The following is a 15701-nucleotide window of genomic DNA, read 5'->3' as shown; positions in this document are numbered from 1 at the left end:
TAGAAGCCTATATGTGCTAAAATAACAAATAAACAATAGCTGAAAAAAACGAAAAATCTTATAGTATTTTTTTCCTACAAGTTACATACAAGAAACAAATTTAACTGACAAAACAGAATGAAATCCTTATTTTACAAGGGTTTCAGCTTTGCTGTATTGTGTTTTTAGATTGCATTCTGTATAATTAGTTAGAAAACTGTATAAGCAGGAGTAGATATATGTATGCATTAACGGCAAAATCCATGAAATACATGGACGAATACACGATGGACAAAGGTGTTCCAAGTTCCGTGCTGATGGAAAATGCATCCCGAGGTGTGGTGAACGAAATTACGGAGCGCTTTCCGGATACCAATACGCGGGTTCTGGTTATGTGCGGACCGGGAAATAACGGCGGAGACGGAGTGTGCGTTGCTCGCTGGCTCCTTCATTTGGGCTATTCCGTCACACTCTATTTTGTGGGAGATCCCAACCGCACTTCTAAAGAATTCCGGCGCCAGATTCGGATTATTTCCTCCATGTTCCCGGATTTGAAAATCTACGGAACGGAAGATGCGGCGGAAAGCCTGAAGGCGCTGCGTTCGGAATACGACGTTCTGGTGGACGGTATATTCGGAACCGGACTCAATCGCCGCTTCGGAAATAATTTTGTGAAGTTCCTGGAGTATGTGAATTCCAAGAAGGGCTACAAAGTGGCCATCGACATTCCGTCGGGACTGAATGCCACCACTGGTCAGATTATGAACGCGGTATTCCGGGCCGACCTTACCGTAACCATGGGAAATTACAAGACCGGTCTGTTCTTCTGCGAAGGACGAAAGGTTTCAGGCGAGGTAAAAGTAGTAGACATTGGTCTGGCGAAACGAGGATATCGGGATATTCCGGATCGTATTTTCGTGTGCGACCGGGAGTTCTTCCGAAAAACCAAGGATATGGCACTGATTCCGAGAACGGAGGTTTCCCATAAGGGCACCTACGGAACCGTGGGAATCGTGGTGAGCCCGGGTAGCATGATGGGGGCGGCGATGCTTTCGGCAAAAGCTTCCTACAGAGCGGGCTGCGGGCTGGTAAAGATTTTCTGCCCGAACAAATTCACCGGTTTCTTCAATGTATCCATCCCGGAAGCGGTAGTGGTGCCGTACAAGACGGACGATGTAATTGGAGCGCTGGATGATTTTGTGGAAAGCGTAGACGTGGTCCTGGCGGGACCGGGCATGAAGGAAGATGCAACCGGACGCCTGATTATCAAAGAAATCCTGGCACAGGAGACTCCGGTGGTGCTGGATGCGGGTGCACTGAACCTGATTTCCAAGAATCTGAAGCCGTTCCGTAAAAGAAAATGCCCGTGCATCATCACGCCGCACGTGGGTGAGATGGCGCGGCTCTGCGGAGAAGACATCCAGGTGATTGAAAAAAATCGAATCGGCTTTACAAAGAAGTTCTCGGAGCTATACCGGGTGAGCATGGTGGTGAAGTCCGACGTGTCGCTGGTTTCCCTGATTAAGGAAGATGGTACTCAGCGGCTGTACCTGAACGTCACCGGCAATTCCGGTCTGGCGACGGCGGGATCCGGGGATGTGCTCTCCGGGGTAATTGCATCCCTGATTGCTCAGGGCAATTCGGAGAACAACAGCTTGCTGTACGGCGTGATGATTCACGGCATGGCGGCGGATAAGTTTGCAGTGGACGAGGATTCCCGCCGGAAGATGATGGCCGGAGACATCGTCGAAAGTATTTTCTAAGGAGTTGTGAAATTTCTTTAAAAAATCACTTGCAGAAATAGATTGATGATGATACAATTACAATGTTATGGACGATTCTGTTCCATTTACATTCTGAGTACGGTAGGAGGTGAAATCGGAATATGGCACAGGTTATCGTTAGAGAAAACGAAAGCTTAGAGAGCGCTCTTAAGAGATTTAAGAGATCTTGCGCTCGCGATGGCGTTATGTCTGAGCTCAGAAAGAGAGAGCACTACGAGAAGCCAAGCGTAAAGCGTAAGAAGAAATCCGAAGCTGCTAGAAAGAAAGCCAGAAAGTATTAATCTGGTAAAGGAGGTATTCAATGGGTCTTAAGGAACAATTGCTTACCGATTATAAGGAAGCGATGAAGGCGCATGACAGCACCCGGAAGGAAACCGTTAATCTGATTCGTGCCGCGATTAAGCAACATGAGATTGATCAGCAGGTAACTCTGGAGGATGCCGACATCGTTCCGATTATTAAGAAACAGCTTAAGATGCGTACTGACGCGATTGCTGATTTCGAAAAGGCAGGAAGACAGGATTTACTCGATAGTTATAGAACAGAAATCGATATTCTGAAGCAGTATTTGCCGGAGGAAATGTCGGAGGAAGCTGTTCGCGCCGCTGTGGAGCGAATTTGTGAAGAATCCGGATTGGACCGCTCGATGAAGAGTATGGGTCCGATGATGAAAGCCGCTATGGCAGAGCTGAAAGGCCAGGCAGACGGTGCTGTCGTCTCGAAGGTTGTTAAAGAATACTTAAGTGGTAAGTAGCTATCAGAAGGGGCTGCTGCACAATGGTGCGGCGGTCTCTTTTTTATTTTTTTGGATTTCTCCGGCCGCCGGGTGCCGATGCTGGCACTGGCATCGGTCTCCCTTCAAATCCTTACTTTTTCGGCTGTCCACCATACGAGGGCGTCCGAATTGAATGGCTTTCTTCAAGGTGCTCAATTTGTAAAAGTGTCCGCTTCTATGGGTACACTATAGTACGTACAACCTCTAATTTGTGACTCTTTCAAGAAATTTCAAGAAATCGGAAGAAATTGACGACGAAACGCTCTCCCCCGAGGTTCCGTCGTCAATTTCCCCGCGGCCGCCGGGTGGATTAGAGTTAAATGCCCGGAGGAAGGGTGAGATGAGGTCTCGAAAGCAGGAAATTCGGGTATGAAGAAGTGATTTCGAATTTCTGTCGAATTTGCATTGGAGCAATTTGGACAGAAAATAACTAGATTGACGAAAGACTGCTCAAGAGCGAGGGTCTGTCGTCAATTTTTTGTGGGCCGAATGCAAATTAGAGTGGCAGACACGATTGGAAGATTAGAATTGACGACGAAAGGAGGGAAATGTGGGTGTTCGTCGTCAATTCTTTCCTTTCGGAATTACAATGATGAGAAGAGATGCACGAAGATCGGAGAGATTCTTTCGTGCGTCTCTTTTCATCTGTTCGTGTCCCGGGTGTAACCCGGGGCACCGGTTAAGTGGCCGCCGCCTTTGCTCCCCGCCGCCCGCAAAGGCTTACGGCTCCGTTTCGGGGAGCAAAAAGTTCACAGAGTGCGGCGGCGGAAATCGTCCTATTGCCGGCGTGCCGGCCGCGGACTTTGCTCCCCGCCGCCCGCAAAGGCTTACGGCTCCGTTTCGGGGAGCAAAAAGTTCACACAGGGCGGCGGCGGAAAACGCCTTATCGCCGGCTCACCGACAGGCGCCTTTGCTCCCCGCCGCCTGCAAAGGCTTACGGCTCCGTTTCGGGGAGCAAAAAGTTCACAGAGGGCGGCGGCGGAAAACGCTTTATCGCCGGCTCACCGACAGGCGCCTTTGCTCCCCGCCGCCCGCAAAGGCTTACGGATTCGTTTCGGGGAGCAAAAAGTTCACACAGGGCGGCGGCGGAAAACGCCTTATCGCCGGCTCGCCGACAGACGCCTTTGCTCCCCGCCGCCCGCAAAGGCATACGGCTCCGTTTCGGGGAGCAAAAAGTTCACAGAGGGCGGCGGCGGAAAACGCTTTGTCGCCGGCTCGCCGGCCGCCGCCTTTGCTCCCCGCCGCCCGCAAAGGCATACGGCTTCGTTTCGGGGAGCAAAAAGTTCACACAGGGCGGCGGCGGAAATCGTCCTATTGCCGGCTCGCCGGCCGCCGCCTTTGCTCCCTGCCGCCCGCAAAGGCTTACGGATCCGTTCGGGGGAGCAAAATCTTCACAGAGGGCGGCGGCGGAAAACGCTTTATCGCCGGCGGAAATCCCATTCCTTCGGCGCCGGTAAGCGCGCGGCACAAAATGAAAAAGGGTATTGACATAATATGAATATATGATAATATACTCATATGAACAAACGATAACGTGTATGAAAGGAGTGAAGACATGACGAAACGAAAATATCAGGAAGAGAAGGGAGCCCGAATCGGAGGCATCAATGAAGATGAGTTGATGGATTTGGCGGATCTGTTCAAGATGTTTGCGGATTCCACACGAATTAAGATACTGGTCGACCTGTCTCAGGGAGAGAAGAGCGTGTCGGAAATCTGCGAGGATCTGGAAATGAATCAATCGGCGGTCTCTCATCAGCTGAAAATCCTTCGAAATGCCAAGCTTCTTTGCGCTCGCCGGGAGGGGAAGTCCATGATCTATTCTCTGGCGGACGACCACGTAAGTACGATTATCGCAATGGGCAAAGATCACATCGAAGAGTAACGAGGAGGTTATCATGAAGAAGAAATTTAAGTTGGATGAAGTGGATTGTGCAAACTGCGCGGCAAAGATGGAGGATGCCATCCGCAAAATTGACGGTGTTAAAGAGGTATCGGTCAATTTCATGACCCAGAAGATGACGCTGGAAGCGGAGGATGACTCCTTCGAAGCGATTTTGGATGAAGCCTGCAAGGTGATTGCCAAGGTCGAGCCGGACTGTGAGGTTATTCGGTAGTTTGTTTTTATAGAAGATCATTCTGAGGACGAGGGTATGAGCAAGAGATTAAAAAGACAACTGAAGCAGATTCTGATTGGCTTATCCATCTTTGCGGTTTTGATGGTGGTGGAGCACACCTGCGGTTTTCCGGGGATTTTGGGTACCCGGTGGGGCGAGTTGGTGCTGTATTTAATTCCGTATCTGATTGCCGGTAGGGACGTGGTAAAAAAATGTTTTCTCGGCATAAAGAACCGGCAGCTGCTGGACGAGTGTTTTCTCATGACCCTGGCGACGGTGGGCGCTTTTGTGACCGGTGAAAACAGCGAGGCGGTTGCGGTGATGCTGTTCTACCAGGTGGGTGAATGGTTCCAGAGCTACGCGGTAGGGAAATCCAGAAGATCCATTACGGAGCTGATGGACATCGCCCCGGATTTTGCCAATGTGGAGAGAGCCGATGGATCCATCGAGGAAGTGGATCCGGAGGAAGTGCAGATTGGGGACACCCTGGTGATTCGTGCCGGGGAGAAGATTCCGGTGGACGGCACGGTGTTGGAGGGTCAGAGCATGGTGAACACATCGGCTCTTACCGGAGAATCGGTGCCGCGTTCGGCGGTTCCGGGAGATCAGATTATTTCCGGATGTATTAACGGCGAAGGTCTCCTGAAGATTCGGGCGGAGAAAAAGTACGAGGATTCAACCGTGGCTCAGATTCTGGAGCTGGTGGAAAACGCGTCCTCCAAGAAGTCGAAGACGGAGAATTTCATCACCCGGTTCGCTCGGTACTATACGCCAATCGTGGTGGCCGGTGCGGTGATACTGGCCCTCATTCCGCCTATTTTTACGGGCAACTGGATGAATTGGATGATGCGTGCCTGCACCTTCCTGGTAATCTCCTGCCCGTGCGCTTTGGTCATTTCCGTGCCCCTGTCTTTTTTCGGCGGCATCGGAGCGGCGTCGAACATCGGCGTGCTGGTAAAGGGCTCCAACTATTTAGAACAGATGGCGCATTTGGACACGGTGGTTTCGGACAAAACCGGCACACTGACGGAAGGCGTTTTTCACGTGACTCGAGTGGTTCCGGCGGAAGGTGTTTTGGAAGAAACGATGCTTCGGAACGCCGCCATCGTGGAAAGCCTGTCTACCCATCCTATCGCCAAATCCATTCAGGCAGCGTACACCGAAGTTTTGGAGCCGGGGCTGGCACGGGATGCGCGGAATATCTCCGGTCAGGGCCTCATTGCGAAAGTAGGTGATTCCACGGTCTACGTGGGAAATAAACGGCTGATGGAGGAGAACGGAATCGACTACCGAGAGATTCAGGACGGAGAGTCCACCGTCGTCTACGTGGCGGCGGACGGCAAATTCCAAGGGGCCATTCTCATCTCCGACGAGATTAAGGATAGTGCGGTAAAAGCAATTCGTGAGATGAAGCAGGAGGGCGTCCGGCACGTCGTGATGCTCACCGGAGACCGGAAGGGAATTGCGGAAGCGGTTGCCGAGAAACTGTCCGTGGATGAATTCCGGGCGGAGCTTCTGCCGGCGGACAAGGTGCAGGCAGTGGAAGAACTGTTGGCACGGATGTCCGGCGACAAGAAAGACGGCAGCAACGGCAAGAAGAAGCTGGCATTTATCGGGGACGGAATCAACGACGCGCCGGTGCTTTCCCGGGCGGATGTGGGAATTGCCATGGGCTCCATGGGTTCCGATGCGGCCATTGAAGCTGCGGACGTGGTCATCATGGATGACGATATCGGCAAAATCCCGCGCACCATTCGAATTGCCCGGCAGACGGTGGGCATCGCTTACCAGAACATTGCTTTCGCACTGTTTATCAAGATTCTGTTCTTGATTCTGGGTGCTTTGGGCATTATCGGAATGTGGTGGGCCGTGTTCGCCGACGTGGGCGTCGCTGTAATTTGTATTTTGAATTCCATGCGGATGTTGAAGCGAAAAGGGTTATAAATAAAGAAATATGGCGGCGGTGCCAAAGCGGTGAGAACCGGCTTTGGCACCGCTTCCTTTTGTGTGAAACGTTTGTTTCGCGAACAAATCATCCAAGCTTTAAGAATTCTTAAGAAATCTTAAGAATTGAAAAACCCTATCTTAATAGAATCTTAATACAAGCGTGATATAATAATGCCGATACTGAAAATGAAAGGTAAATACTATGGCATATAATGTTAATTCCTATTTTATCTTCCTGCCGGCGGTGGCACTCCTGTACCAGCTGGTGAAGAAGGAGCGGCGATGGTGGGTGCTGTTGGGGGCCAGCGTGGTATTTTTTTGGCTGATTAGCCGGCAGCTTATCCTTTGGGCGGTGGTGACCGCCGGGATTACCTACAGCATTGCGGGATGGATTGACCGCACACAGGTTCAGATTAAAGCCATTGACCGTTCGGAGAAGGAACGGCGAAACGCTCTGAAGGAGAAATCCCGGAAGATTCTGCAGCTGGGACTGCTGGGGACCGTGGGCATCCTGGGGGCACTGAAATATACTGCTTTTACCGTGGAGACGACGATGCAGGTGGTTCGATATTTTGGCGGGAATGGAAATTTCAGCGTGGGGCGGATTCTGGTTCCCATCGGGATTTCGTTCTATACCCTGCAGGCGGTGAGCTATTTGCTGGACGTGTACTGGAAGCGGGAGAAGGCGGAATCCAATTTCTTTAAGCTGTTCCTGTTCCTGATCTTCTTCCCGACGGTGATGGAAGGTCCGATTCTTCAGTGGAGCGACACGAAGGACACGCTGTATAGCGGCGAACCGATTCAGGGAGAGAACCTGGGGCTGGGATGCTTCCGGATTATTTGGGGGCTTTTTAAAAGAATGATCGTCTCGGACCGATTGAACACGGCGGTGCTGATGCTGTATCGGCCGGAGGCGCACTACAGCGGATTCATGATCGTGTTGACGGCGGTGGTTACCACCATTCAGCTGTATCTGGAATTCTCCGGTACCATTGATATCGTCATCGGATCGTCACGGATTTTCGGGGTGAAGCTGCCCGAGAATTTCCGTCAGCCCTTCAAGGCTAAGAGCGCCGCGGAGTTCTGGCGGAGATGGCACATCACCTTGGGACGCTGGTTCAAGAACTATATTTTCTATCCGGTCACCACTTCTTCGCTGGTGAAGAAATGGGGAAAGTACGGACGGAAACATTGCGGAAAATACATCACCATGGTGGTCACCAGCGCGATGGCGCTGTTCCCGGTGTGGATGCTGAACGGGCTTTGGCACGGACCGAAGTGGCCGTACATCCTGTACGGAGTGTACTATTTCATCATTCTGCTGGCGGAAGTGGCATTGGAACCGCTGGGCGAGAAAATGCGGCGGCTGATTCACGTGTCCGATGACAACCCGATTATTCAGAAGTGGCATATGGTCCGCACCTGGGTGATCATCGTCATGGGCGAGATGCTGTTCCGGGCGGAATCCTTTGGGCAGTTTCTGTCCATGTGCCGCAATATGTTCCGGGGACCGTTCATCAGCGACAACCTGGCCACCTCCATGCTGAGCCTGAAACTGGATCCGGGGGACTGGTTCGTGGTCATTGTGGGAACCGTTCTGGTGTTCATCGTGGACGACCTGCTGGAAAAGAAGCCGGATCTCTTCGAGCGTTTTCCGAAGATTCCCACCTTCTGGCGGTGGAGCGTGTATTACGGATTGATTGTTTTTATTATCGTATTCGGAGCCTACGGGGCGGGATACCAGACCGTGGATCTGATCTATGCGGGATTCTAGAAAGGAGGAGGAACCTATGAAAAAACAAAAGCATATGCTGAGAACATGTCTGTTCCTGGTGATTCTGTTTCTCCTGATTTTCCTCCCGGGTTTGGTGTTGACCCCAAAGGTGGTCATGAAATATCACCTGGGCGCCGGCAGAAATGCGGTGTATTCCCGCATTGCCAACGAACCGAAGAATACCATCGATGTGCTGGTGATGGGAGACAGCGAGAGCTACACCAGCATTTCCCCCATGAAGATTTGGAACGAAACCGGATACACGGTCTACGCGGCAGGACAGCCGGGGGCCAATCTGGCGGATACCCGAAACGTGCTGAAGACCGCGTTGGAATCCCAGAAGCCGAAGGTCATCCTGCTGGAAACCCACAGTTTATTCCGAAACCGGAAGAGCCAAGCCTTCCGGAAGCAGTCGGCCCTGGCGGAAAAATTATATAATGCCTTTCCGGTGCTGCGTTACCACAACAGCTGGAAACAGGTATTTCCACAGAAGATGCACGCCACTTATAAGGGGTTCGGCATCAGCAGCAAGGTTCGGCCGTACACGGGACCGGCGGATTACATGAATCTACCGGAGGGCGCACCGACGGTCAATTCGAAGGACAAGGATAAGGTTCAGAATACCATCAGCAAGGCCAATCGCCGGGATTTTGACGCAATTCGGAAGACCTGTGAGAAGCACGGAATCCAGCTGATTCTCTATTCCGCACCGTCCCCGAAGAACTACAACATTCAGCGGTGCAACGCCCTGGCAAAGCTGGCGAAGAAAACCAACGTCCCGTATGTGGACTTGAATCGCCGGGTAAAAGAACTTCAGATCGATTGGGCAACGGATACCAGGGACCGGGGAGATCCTTTGAACATCTCCGGCGCCATCAAAACCACCGGTTACCTTCGGGACTATTTGGTTCAGAACTGCAACCTGGAGGATCGCCGGAACGACCCCCTAATTTCCGCCAAGTGGAATCGAATATATGGCAACTATGAGATTGCCGAGAAGAAAAAGATGAAGAAAATCAACGGGGATGATACCATGAATTCTTTGGAGAATCTGCTGGCGGAAGGCGGAACGAAAAAAGAGGTTCAAGATTAAGATAAGGAAAAAGATATGAAGAGAAACATCGATAATGCGAGTAAAACCATTTTGGACATCTTTGAGAATACCGCAGTGATTCACGGAAAGCGTTTGGCGGCGAAGGATCCGGTTCGGGAGCTCACCTACGGCGAACTGTTTGAACAGGCCCAGCGCATGGCGGCGGAAGTGGGAGAAATCCTGTATCCGGAAGAGGATGGGGAGGTGGAGACCGGTTTTCCAATTGCCATCCTGGCGGAGAAGAGCTGCAGTGAACTGGCGGCGGTTCTGGCTTCCATCTATGCGGGGAGCTTCTACGTTTGCATCAACCCGGAGCAAACGGAAAGTCGAATTTCTTCCATTTTAAACGTTCTGGAGCCTCGCCTGGTCATCGTGGAAGACAAACAGACGGAAAAACTCTCCCGGGCGGGGTACGAAGGAAAAACCCTGTCCCTGGATGCCTTGGTTGAAAAGGCGAAAGCAGGAAATACGTCGGAAGCGGCCATGATGAAGCTGATAAAGATTCGCCGGGAAATTCGGAGCACCGATCCCTTGTACGGTATTTTTACCTCCGGGTCCACGGGAACGCCGAAATGCGTGCTGGTGGAACAGCAGTCTGTGATGGACTTTATCCGGCATTTTGTGGAGATTTTCGAATTCACGGAAGAGGATGTCATCGGAAATCAGGCGCCCTTTGACTTTGATGTATCGGTAAAAGACATCTATTCCGCGTGGATGACCGGGGCCTCTTTGCTCCTCATTCCGCGGGAATACTTCTCCACGCCGCCGCGGCTGCTGGATTACATCTGCGACAATCACGTAACCAATCTGACCTGGGCGGTATCGGCGCTGTGCATCATTTCCGGCCTGAAGGGATTCGGGTACCGGGTGCCGACGGAACTGAAGCGGGTGATGTTCTCCGGTGAGGTGATGCCGATCAAGCAGCTCACCATCTGGCAGGAAAATCTGCCGGAGACGAAGTTTGTGAACCTGTACGGGCCGTCGGAAATCACCTGCAACTGCACCTATTTCCCAATCGAGCGCCGGTACGGGAAGGAAGAAAAGCTGCCTTTGGGAAAGGTGTTCCCGGGACGGAGTGTGGTGCTCTTGGACGAAGAGGACCGTCCGGTGAAGACGGCCGGTCTGCCCGGAGAAATCTGCGTGATGGGGGAATCCCTGGCGCGGGAATACTACCACAATCCGGAGCAGACGGCGAAGCATTTTGTCCGGTATACGGAGGACGACGGAACCACCCGACGGATGTACCGCACCGGGGACCTGGCGGTGCTGGATGAAAACGGAGAGATGGTTTTTGCCGGCCGAAAGGATTTCCAGATCAAGCATATGGGGCATCGAATCGAGCTGGAGGAAATTGAGCTTCAGATGAATGCGCTGGAAGGGGTGCGCCAGAGCTGCTGTTCCTACGATGCCAAAAGAAGCCGGCTTTCCGCCTATTACACCGGCGATGCGGCCGCTTCGGAGGTGCACCGGCAGCTGAAGGATAAGCTGCCGGCCTACATGGTTCCGTGGAAATTCCACCACGTCAAGGAATTTCACCTGAACAAAAACGGAAAAATCGACCGAAAGGTGTTGACAGAACTGGAGGAAACAGAATGATGCTTTCAGATAGAATAATCCGGGAGGCGGCGGAGCGATATCCCACCCCTCTGTATATTTTCAATACGGATACCCTGTTAGAGCGGTTTCAATATTTTAGAAAACACCTGGGGGATGAAATCGGTTTGACCTACTGCATGAAAACCAATCCGTTTCTCACCGCGGCATCCCTTCCGGAAACCCAGCGAATTGAGGTGTGCTCCGACGGGGAGTTTCGGGTATGCCGAAGCCTGGGAATTCCCCCGGAAAAACTCTTGATTTCCGGGGTGCTGAAACGAGCAGAAGATCTGGAAGAAATTCTGGATTACTGCGGGGACCGGGCGCTGTACACCGCGGAGTCCCCGAGTCAGCTGGAATTGCTGAACCGAATGGGAATCGAAGGGAATCTGGTACTGAGGGTTCTCCCGCGGCTCACAAACGGCAGCCAATTCGGAATGGATGAGGAGACCGTACTGTCCTTAATCCAACGAAGGGCGGAATACAGGGGCGTGGAATTCCACGGAATTCATTTCTTTTCCGGCACCCAGAAACACCGCCTGGCAAAGCATCGGAAGGAGCTGAAGAAGCTGGATGAATTCTTCCGAAGACTGGAAGAGGAAGCGGGTTTCCGGGTGCCTATGCTGGAGTACGGAACCGGTTTCGGCGTGCCGTATTTCGAAGGGCAGGAAGAAGATGTGACATCGCCGGAGCAGCTTTCGGAATTTCGTGATATAATAACACAGATGAGCTGGAAAGGGGCGGTGACCCTGGAGATGGGGCGCGCTTTGGCGTACGATACCGGTTACTACATCACCAAGGTGTGCGACGTGAAGACCAATTCCGGAAAGAATTATGCCATCACCGACGGCGGAATTCACCAGCTCCACTACGACGGGCAGATTCGAGGCATGTACGTGCCGGAGGTAAAAGTACTTTCGGGCAAGCCGGAGGCGGCCGAATGTGCCGAGACGGTGCACTATTCCATCTGCGGATCCCTGTGCACCACCAACGATATCTTAATTGGCGACTATGCCTGCCGGCCGCTTCGGGAGGGCGATCTGATTGTTTTTACCCGAACCGGTGCCTATTCGGTGTACGAGGGCATGAGTCTGTTCTTGACCCACGAGCTGCCGGGCGTGGTGCTCTACAGCGAGAAGGAAGGTTTGGCAGAGGTGCGGAAGCAAATGCAGACCCACCCGCTGAACACCCCGGTGCGAAGCAATTAATTTAACGAATGACGCGTTACGCGAGAAAGAAGAAATACGATGAACGAATTACTGGAAATTTTGAATGAAATCGACGATACCATTGATTATGAAACGGAAACCGGCCTGATTGACGACCATCTGCTGGATTCTTTTGCGATTATCTCCCTGGTGAGCGAGCTGGAGGATGCCTTTGACATCTCCATCGATGCGGCGGAGATGACGCCGGAGAATTTCAACTCTGCGGCCAATCTGTGGAAGATGGTGGAAAGACTGCAAGAGGATGCATAAAGAATGGCTTACAGAATACTGGTTGCCGAGGACGATGGGGACATCGTTCAGGTGCTGAAGCTGTATTTGAATAATGAGGGGTATGAGGTTCTCCACGCTCCCAATGGGGCGGAGGCGCTGGAAATCATGGAGCAGCAGCCGGCGGACCTTTGTATCTTCGATATCATGATGCCTCGGATGGATGGATACGAGCTCATTCGGCGGGTGCGGGAGTTTTCGGCTGTCCCGATTATCGTTTTATCGGCGAAGCGAGAAGATGCGGACCGGATTGTGGGTCTGAACATCGGTGCCGACGATTACCTGGTAAAACCATTCAACCCTTTGGAAGTGGTGGCCCGGGTGCGTTCGGTGCTGCGGCGATGCTACGAGTTCGATAAGAAGCCGGATCCTTCCCTCTCGACCGATGCCGGAGAAGAAGGCGGCAGCCAACCGCTTCGGACCGAAGATGACATCCGGTTCGAAAACCTGCGGTTGGACCGAAACACTCGAAAGCTGTACGTGGATGAGGAAATCGTGTCCACCACCCCGGCGGAGTTCCGAATTCTGGAGCTCCTGATGAGCCATCCGGGAAGGGTGTACACCAAAATTCAGATATACGAATTTCTGAACGGAGAGTATTACATCAATGATGAAAATACCATAACGGTGCACATTTCCAATTTGCGGAAGAAGATCGAAGCGAACAAACGGGAGCCCCGTTACATCCAGACGGTGCGGGGCATCGGTTATAAATTCTGCGAGGAACAGAAGGTCAGCGATGAAGAAACTGAAAAGTAAAGAGGGAAGCCTGTATATGGTTTTCATGAAGGGTTTTATCCTTCTGTTTCTGGTGATTGTGGGACTTGCCGGAATTCTCTACGGGGTGAACTATTTCCTTCCGCGCCGGGTTGTGGTAATGCCGAAATCCTATGATATTGCGGATTACACCAATATTCTGGAAGAAGAGAAGTACGACCGGGTTCCGGTGACCAAGACATTCGGCAAGACCGGGTACCTGGAAATTCTGGACGAGAATGCCAAAGTCATCTATGATAGCCGCGGCAAAACCAACAAAAAATACCACAAAGATTCCCTGCGTTACATTTCCGAGATTTATCCGGATGTATATTACGGCGTTCAGCGCATCGGTTCCGGATACCAGCTGAAGAAAAGCGGATACCTGATTTTTCAGTACCGTTGGAATGACGAATCCGAACAGTATCTTTCGGGAACCGCACTGCTGGATTCCAAGCGAAATGTAATCTATTCCAACATCAACCTGGGAAAAAAGCAGCTGACAAAGGATGAGATTCGATACCTGATAGAGAGTAACGACGGAGAAGACGTGTCCGGCAATATTCTTCAGAAATTTCCTTTTACCACGTTGGATGGGGAGACGCGAACCGCACTGATTCACACGGAAAGCGTGGGAATGCAGCTGGGAAAAATCTATTCCAAAATCTTCTTTATCAGTCTGCTGGTGTTCGTCCTGGCGGTCATCGTCACGATTCTGCTGATGGATCTGTACATCGTGAACAAGGTGCGCCGGCCGCTGGCCGACCTGGAACATGCCATTGCGAGATTCCGAGAAGGGGAGAGAAGTCCCATTGTTGACTATTCCGGACCGAGGGAGGTGACCACGGTTATCGACGCTTTTAACCAGCTGGAGGAGAAGCTGGTGGAAGCGGAGGAAAAGCAGCAGGCCCTCCGGAATCAAAAGCAGCAGATGCTAAGCGGCATTTCACACGATCTGAAGACGCCGATTACGGTAATTCGAGGATATGTGGACGCGATTCGGGACGGTTTGGTACCGCCGGAGGACCGGGACCGTTACCTGGCGATTATCGAGGAACGAGTGGATACCATGACAAATCTGATCAGCAGCCTGAGCGACTTCAGCATGCTGGAGCATCCGGATTTCGCCTATACCATGACGGAGGGAAATCTGGCGGAGTACCTGCGGGAATACATCGCCGGCAGATATCAGGAATTGAATATTCAAGGGTATTCCATGGAAGCGGACATTCCGGAGGAGAACATTCGAACCGCCTTCGACCATCATCAGCTGAATCGGGTGTGGGAGAACATCATCAGCAATTCGGTCAAATACACGCCGAAGGGCACCACCCTGTTCGTCCGTCTGATGAAATCCGCCGACGGAAAAAACATCATCATCCATATCGGCGACAACGGTCCGGGCATTCCGGAGCAGATGAAGTCGGTGCTGCTGGACCCCTTCGTGGTAGCGGAGCCGTCCCGGAGCAACGGTCAGGGGACCGGTCTGGGTCTGAGCGTGGCTCAGCGAATTGTAGAAGCCCACGGAGGTGCGATTTCCATTTTGAATGAGAAAGAGACCGCCCTTGCGGTGAGTGAATTTACCGGCAGCCGAGGAACACACGGATTGTTCTACCGGATTGTATTGCCGGTGAAGAAAGGAAGCAGAGAATGAGATATCCGGATATTGCAGAAGGGAAATTCATCGACCGGCCCAATCGATTTGTAGCCCATGTGGAGATTAACGGGCATCCGGAGACGGTGCATGTGAAAAACACCGGGCGCTGCCGGGAACTGCTCCTTCCGGGAAGCCGCGTCATCCTGAACCATTCGGATAATCCCAACCGCAAAACCGCCTATGACCTGGTGGCGGTGTACAAGGAGTCCCTGGGTCTTGTGAATATCGACAGTCAGGCGCCCAATCAGGTGATGAAGGAGTGGCTGTCAGCACAGGGCTTCGATGTGATTCACCCGGAGTACACCTACGGAAACTCCCGAATGGATTTCTATATGGAACGGATGAAAGCTGCACAAAATACTTCGGAACGCTATCTTCTGGAGGTTAAAGGGTGCACTCTGGAAAAAGAAGGAATCGGCTATTTTCCGGATGCTCCGACTCTGCGCGGCGTAAAACATCTGCACGAACTGATAAAAGCTGCCGGCGAAGGGTACCATGCCATGCTGGCCTTCGTCATTTCCATGCCTAAAGTGACGAAGGTGCTGCCCAACGTGGAAACCCATCCGGAATTCGGAGAAGCCCTGACGGAAGCCAAGGCTGCCGGCGTTCAAATCCTGGAACTGCCGTGCAAGGTGACAGAAGACGGACTGGAAATTCGAAGCGATGCTCAGATTCGATAAATAGAGAGAGTGCGGGCATCTGCCACCGGATCTGAGCTTCGATAATTTAT

14 protein-coding genes are annotated in these 15701 nt (G+C 52.1%); all 14 read left to right on the top strand.

Annotated elements, in window-relative coordinates:
• The first annotated feature begins 218 nt into the window (after window positions 1–218).
• The 14 genes from FYJ65_RS04645 to sfsA all read left to right on the top strand — a co-directional run bounded on the left by FYJ65_RS04645 (window position 219) and on the right by sfsA (window position 15651).
• Window positions 219–1742: an NAD(P)H-hydrate dehydratase gene (locus tag FYJ65_RS04645; RefSeq protein ID WP_154554195.1), complete on the top strand. Its 1524-nt coding sequence runs from the start codon at window positions 219–221 to the stop codon at window positions 1740–1742.
• Window positions 1743–1864: 122 nt separating this feature from the next.
• Window positions 1865–2044: a 30S ribosomal protein S21 gene (gene rpsU / locus FYJ65_RS04640; protein ID WP_092088778.1), complete on the top strand. Its 180-nt coding sequence runs from the start codon at window positions 1865–1867 to the stop codon at window positions 2042–2044.
• A 20-nt stretch (window positions 2045–2064) separates the two neighbouring features.
• A complete protein-coding gene (locus FYJ65_RS04635) occupies window positions 2065–2517 on the top strand; it encodes a GatB/YqeY domain-containing protein (RefSeq protein ID WP_154554194.1) in 453 nt (150 codons plus the stop codon).
• A gap of 1576 nt (window positions 2518–4093) precedes the next feature.
• The gene (locus tag FYJ65_RS04630) at window positions 4094–4423 is read left to right on the top strand and encodes an ArsR/SmtB family transcription factor (RefSeq protein WP_154554193.1); all 330 of its coding nucleotides are present in this window, start codon (window positions 4094–4096) and stop codon (window positions 4421–4423) included.
• Between the two features lie 13 nt (window positions 4424–4436).
• The gene (locus tag FYJ65_RS04625) at window positions 4437–4655 is read left to right on the top strand and encodes a cation transporter (RefSeq protein ID WP_154554192.1); all 219 of its coding nucleotides are present in this window, start codon (window positions 4437–4439) and stop codon (window positions 4653–4655) included.
• 36 nt (window positions 4656–4691) lie between these two features.
• On the top strand, window positions 4692–6599 hold the full coding sequence (locus FYJ65_RS04620; RefSeq protein ID WP_154554191.1) for a heavy metal translocating P-type ATPase: 1908 nt from the start codon (window positions 4692–4694) through the stop codon (window positions 6597–6599).
• A gap of 205 nt (window positions 6600–6804) precedes the next feature.
• Window positions 6805–8376 (top strand): MBOAT family O-acyltransferase, encoded by a 1572-nt coding sequence (locus FYJ65_RS04615; RefSeq protein WP_154554190.1) that lies wholly within the window; start codon window positions 6805–6807, stop codon window positions 8374–8376.
• A gap of 16 nt (window positions 8377–8392) precedes the next feature.
• Window positions 8393–9469 (top strand): hypothetical protein, encoded by a 1077-nt coding sequence (locus FYJ65_RS04610; RefSeq protein WP_154554189.1) that lies wholly within the window; start codon window positions 8393–8395, stop codon window positions 9467–9469.
• 15 nt (window positions 9470–9484) lie between these two features.
• Window positions 9485–11065: an amino acid adenylation domain-containing protein gene (locus tag FYJ65_RS04605; protein ID WP_154554188.1), complete on the top strand. Its 1581-nt coding sequence runs from the start codon at window positions 9485–9487 to the stop codon at window positions 11063–11065.
• Window positions 11062–12270: a diaminopimelate decarboxylase family protein gene (locus tag FYJ65_RS04600; RefSeq protein WP_154554187.1), complete on the top strand. Its 1209-nt coding sequence runs from the start codon at window positions 11062–11064 to the stop codon at window positions 12268–12270. The genes FYJ65_RS04605 and FYJ65_RS04600 overlap by 4 nt, the downstream gene beginning before the upstream one ends.
• Window positions 12271–12309: 39 nt before the next feature.
• On the top strand, window positions 12310–12540 hold the full coding sequence (locus tag FYJ65_RS04595; protein WP_154554186.1) for an acyl carrier protein: 231 nt from the start codon (window positions 12310–12312) through the stop codon (window positions 12538–12540).
• Window positions 12541–12543: 3 nt separating this feature from the next.
• Complete coding sequence (locus FYJ65_RS04590) at window positions 12544–13317, top strand: response regulator transcription factor (RefSeq protein WP_154554185.1); 774 nt, start codon at window positions 12544–12546, stop codon at window positions 13315–13317.
• Entirely contained in the window at window positions 13298–14968 is a 1671-nt protein-coding gene (locus tag FYJ65_RS04585; protein ID WP_154554184.1) for a HAMP domain-containing sensor histidine kinase, read from the top strand. The genes FYJ65_RS04590 and FYJ65_RS04585 overlap by 20 nt, the downstream gene beginning before the upstream one ends.
• Window positions 14965–15651, top strand: a complete 687-nt coding sequence (gene sfsA / locus FYJ65_RS04580; protein ID WP_154554183.1) for a DNA/RNA nuclease SfsA — start codon at window positions 14965–14967, stop codon at window positions 15649–15651. The genes FYJ65_RS04585 and sfsA overlap by 4 nt, the downstream gene beginning before the upstream one ends.
• Window positions 15652–15701 lie beyond the last annotated feature (50 nt).

This window comes from Mogibacterium kristiansenii (genome assembly GCF_009695905.1).
In the GTDB taxonomy this organism is placed as follows: Bacteria; Bacillota; Clostridia; order Peptostreptococcales; family Anaerovoracaceae; genus Mogibacterium_A; species Mogibacterium_A kristiansenii.
This window is presented reverse-complemented; position numbering and strand designations above follow the sequence as displayed.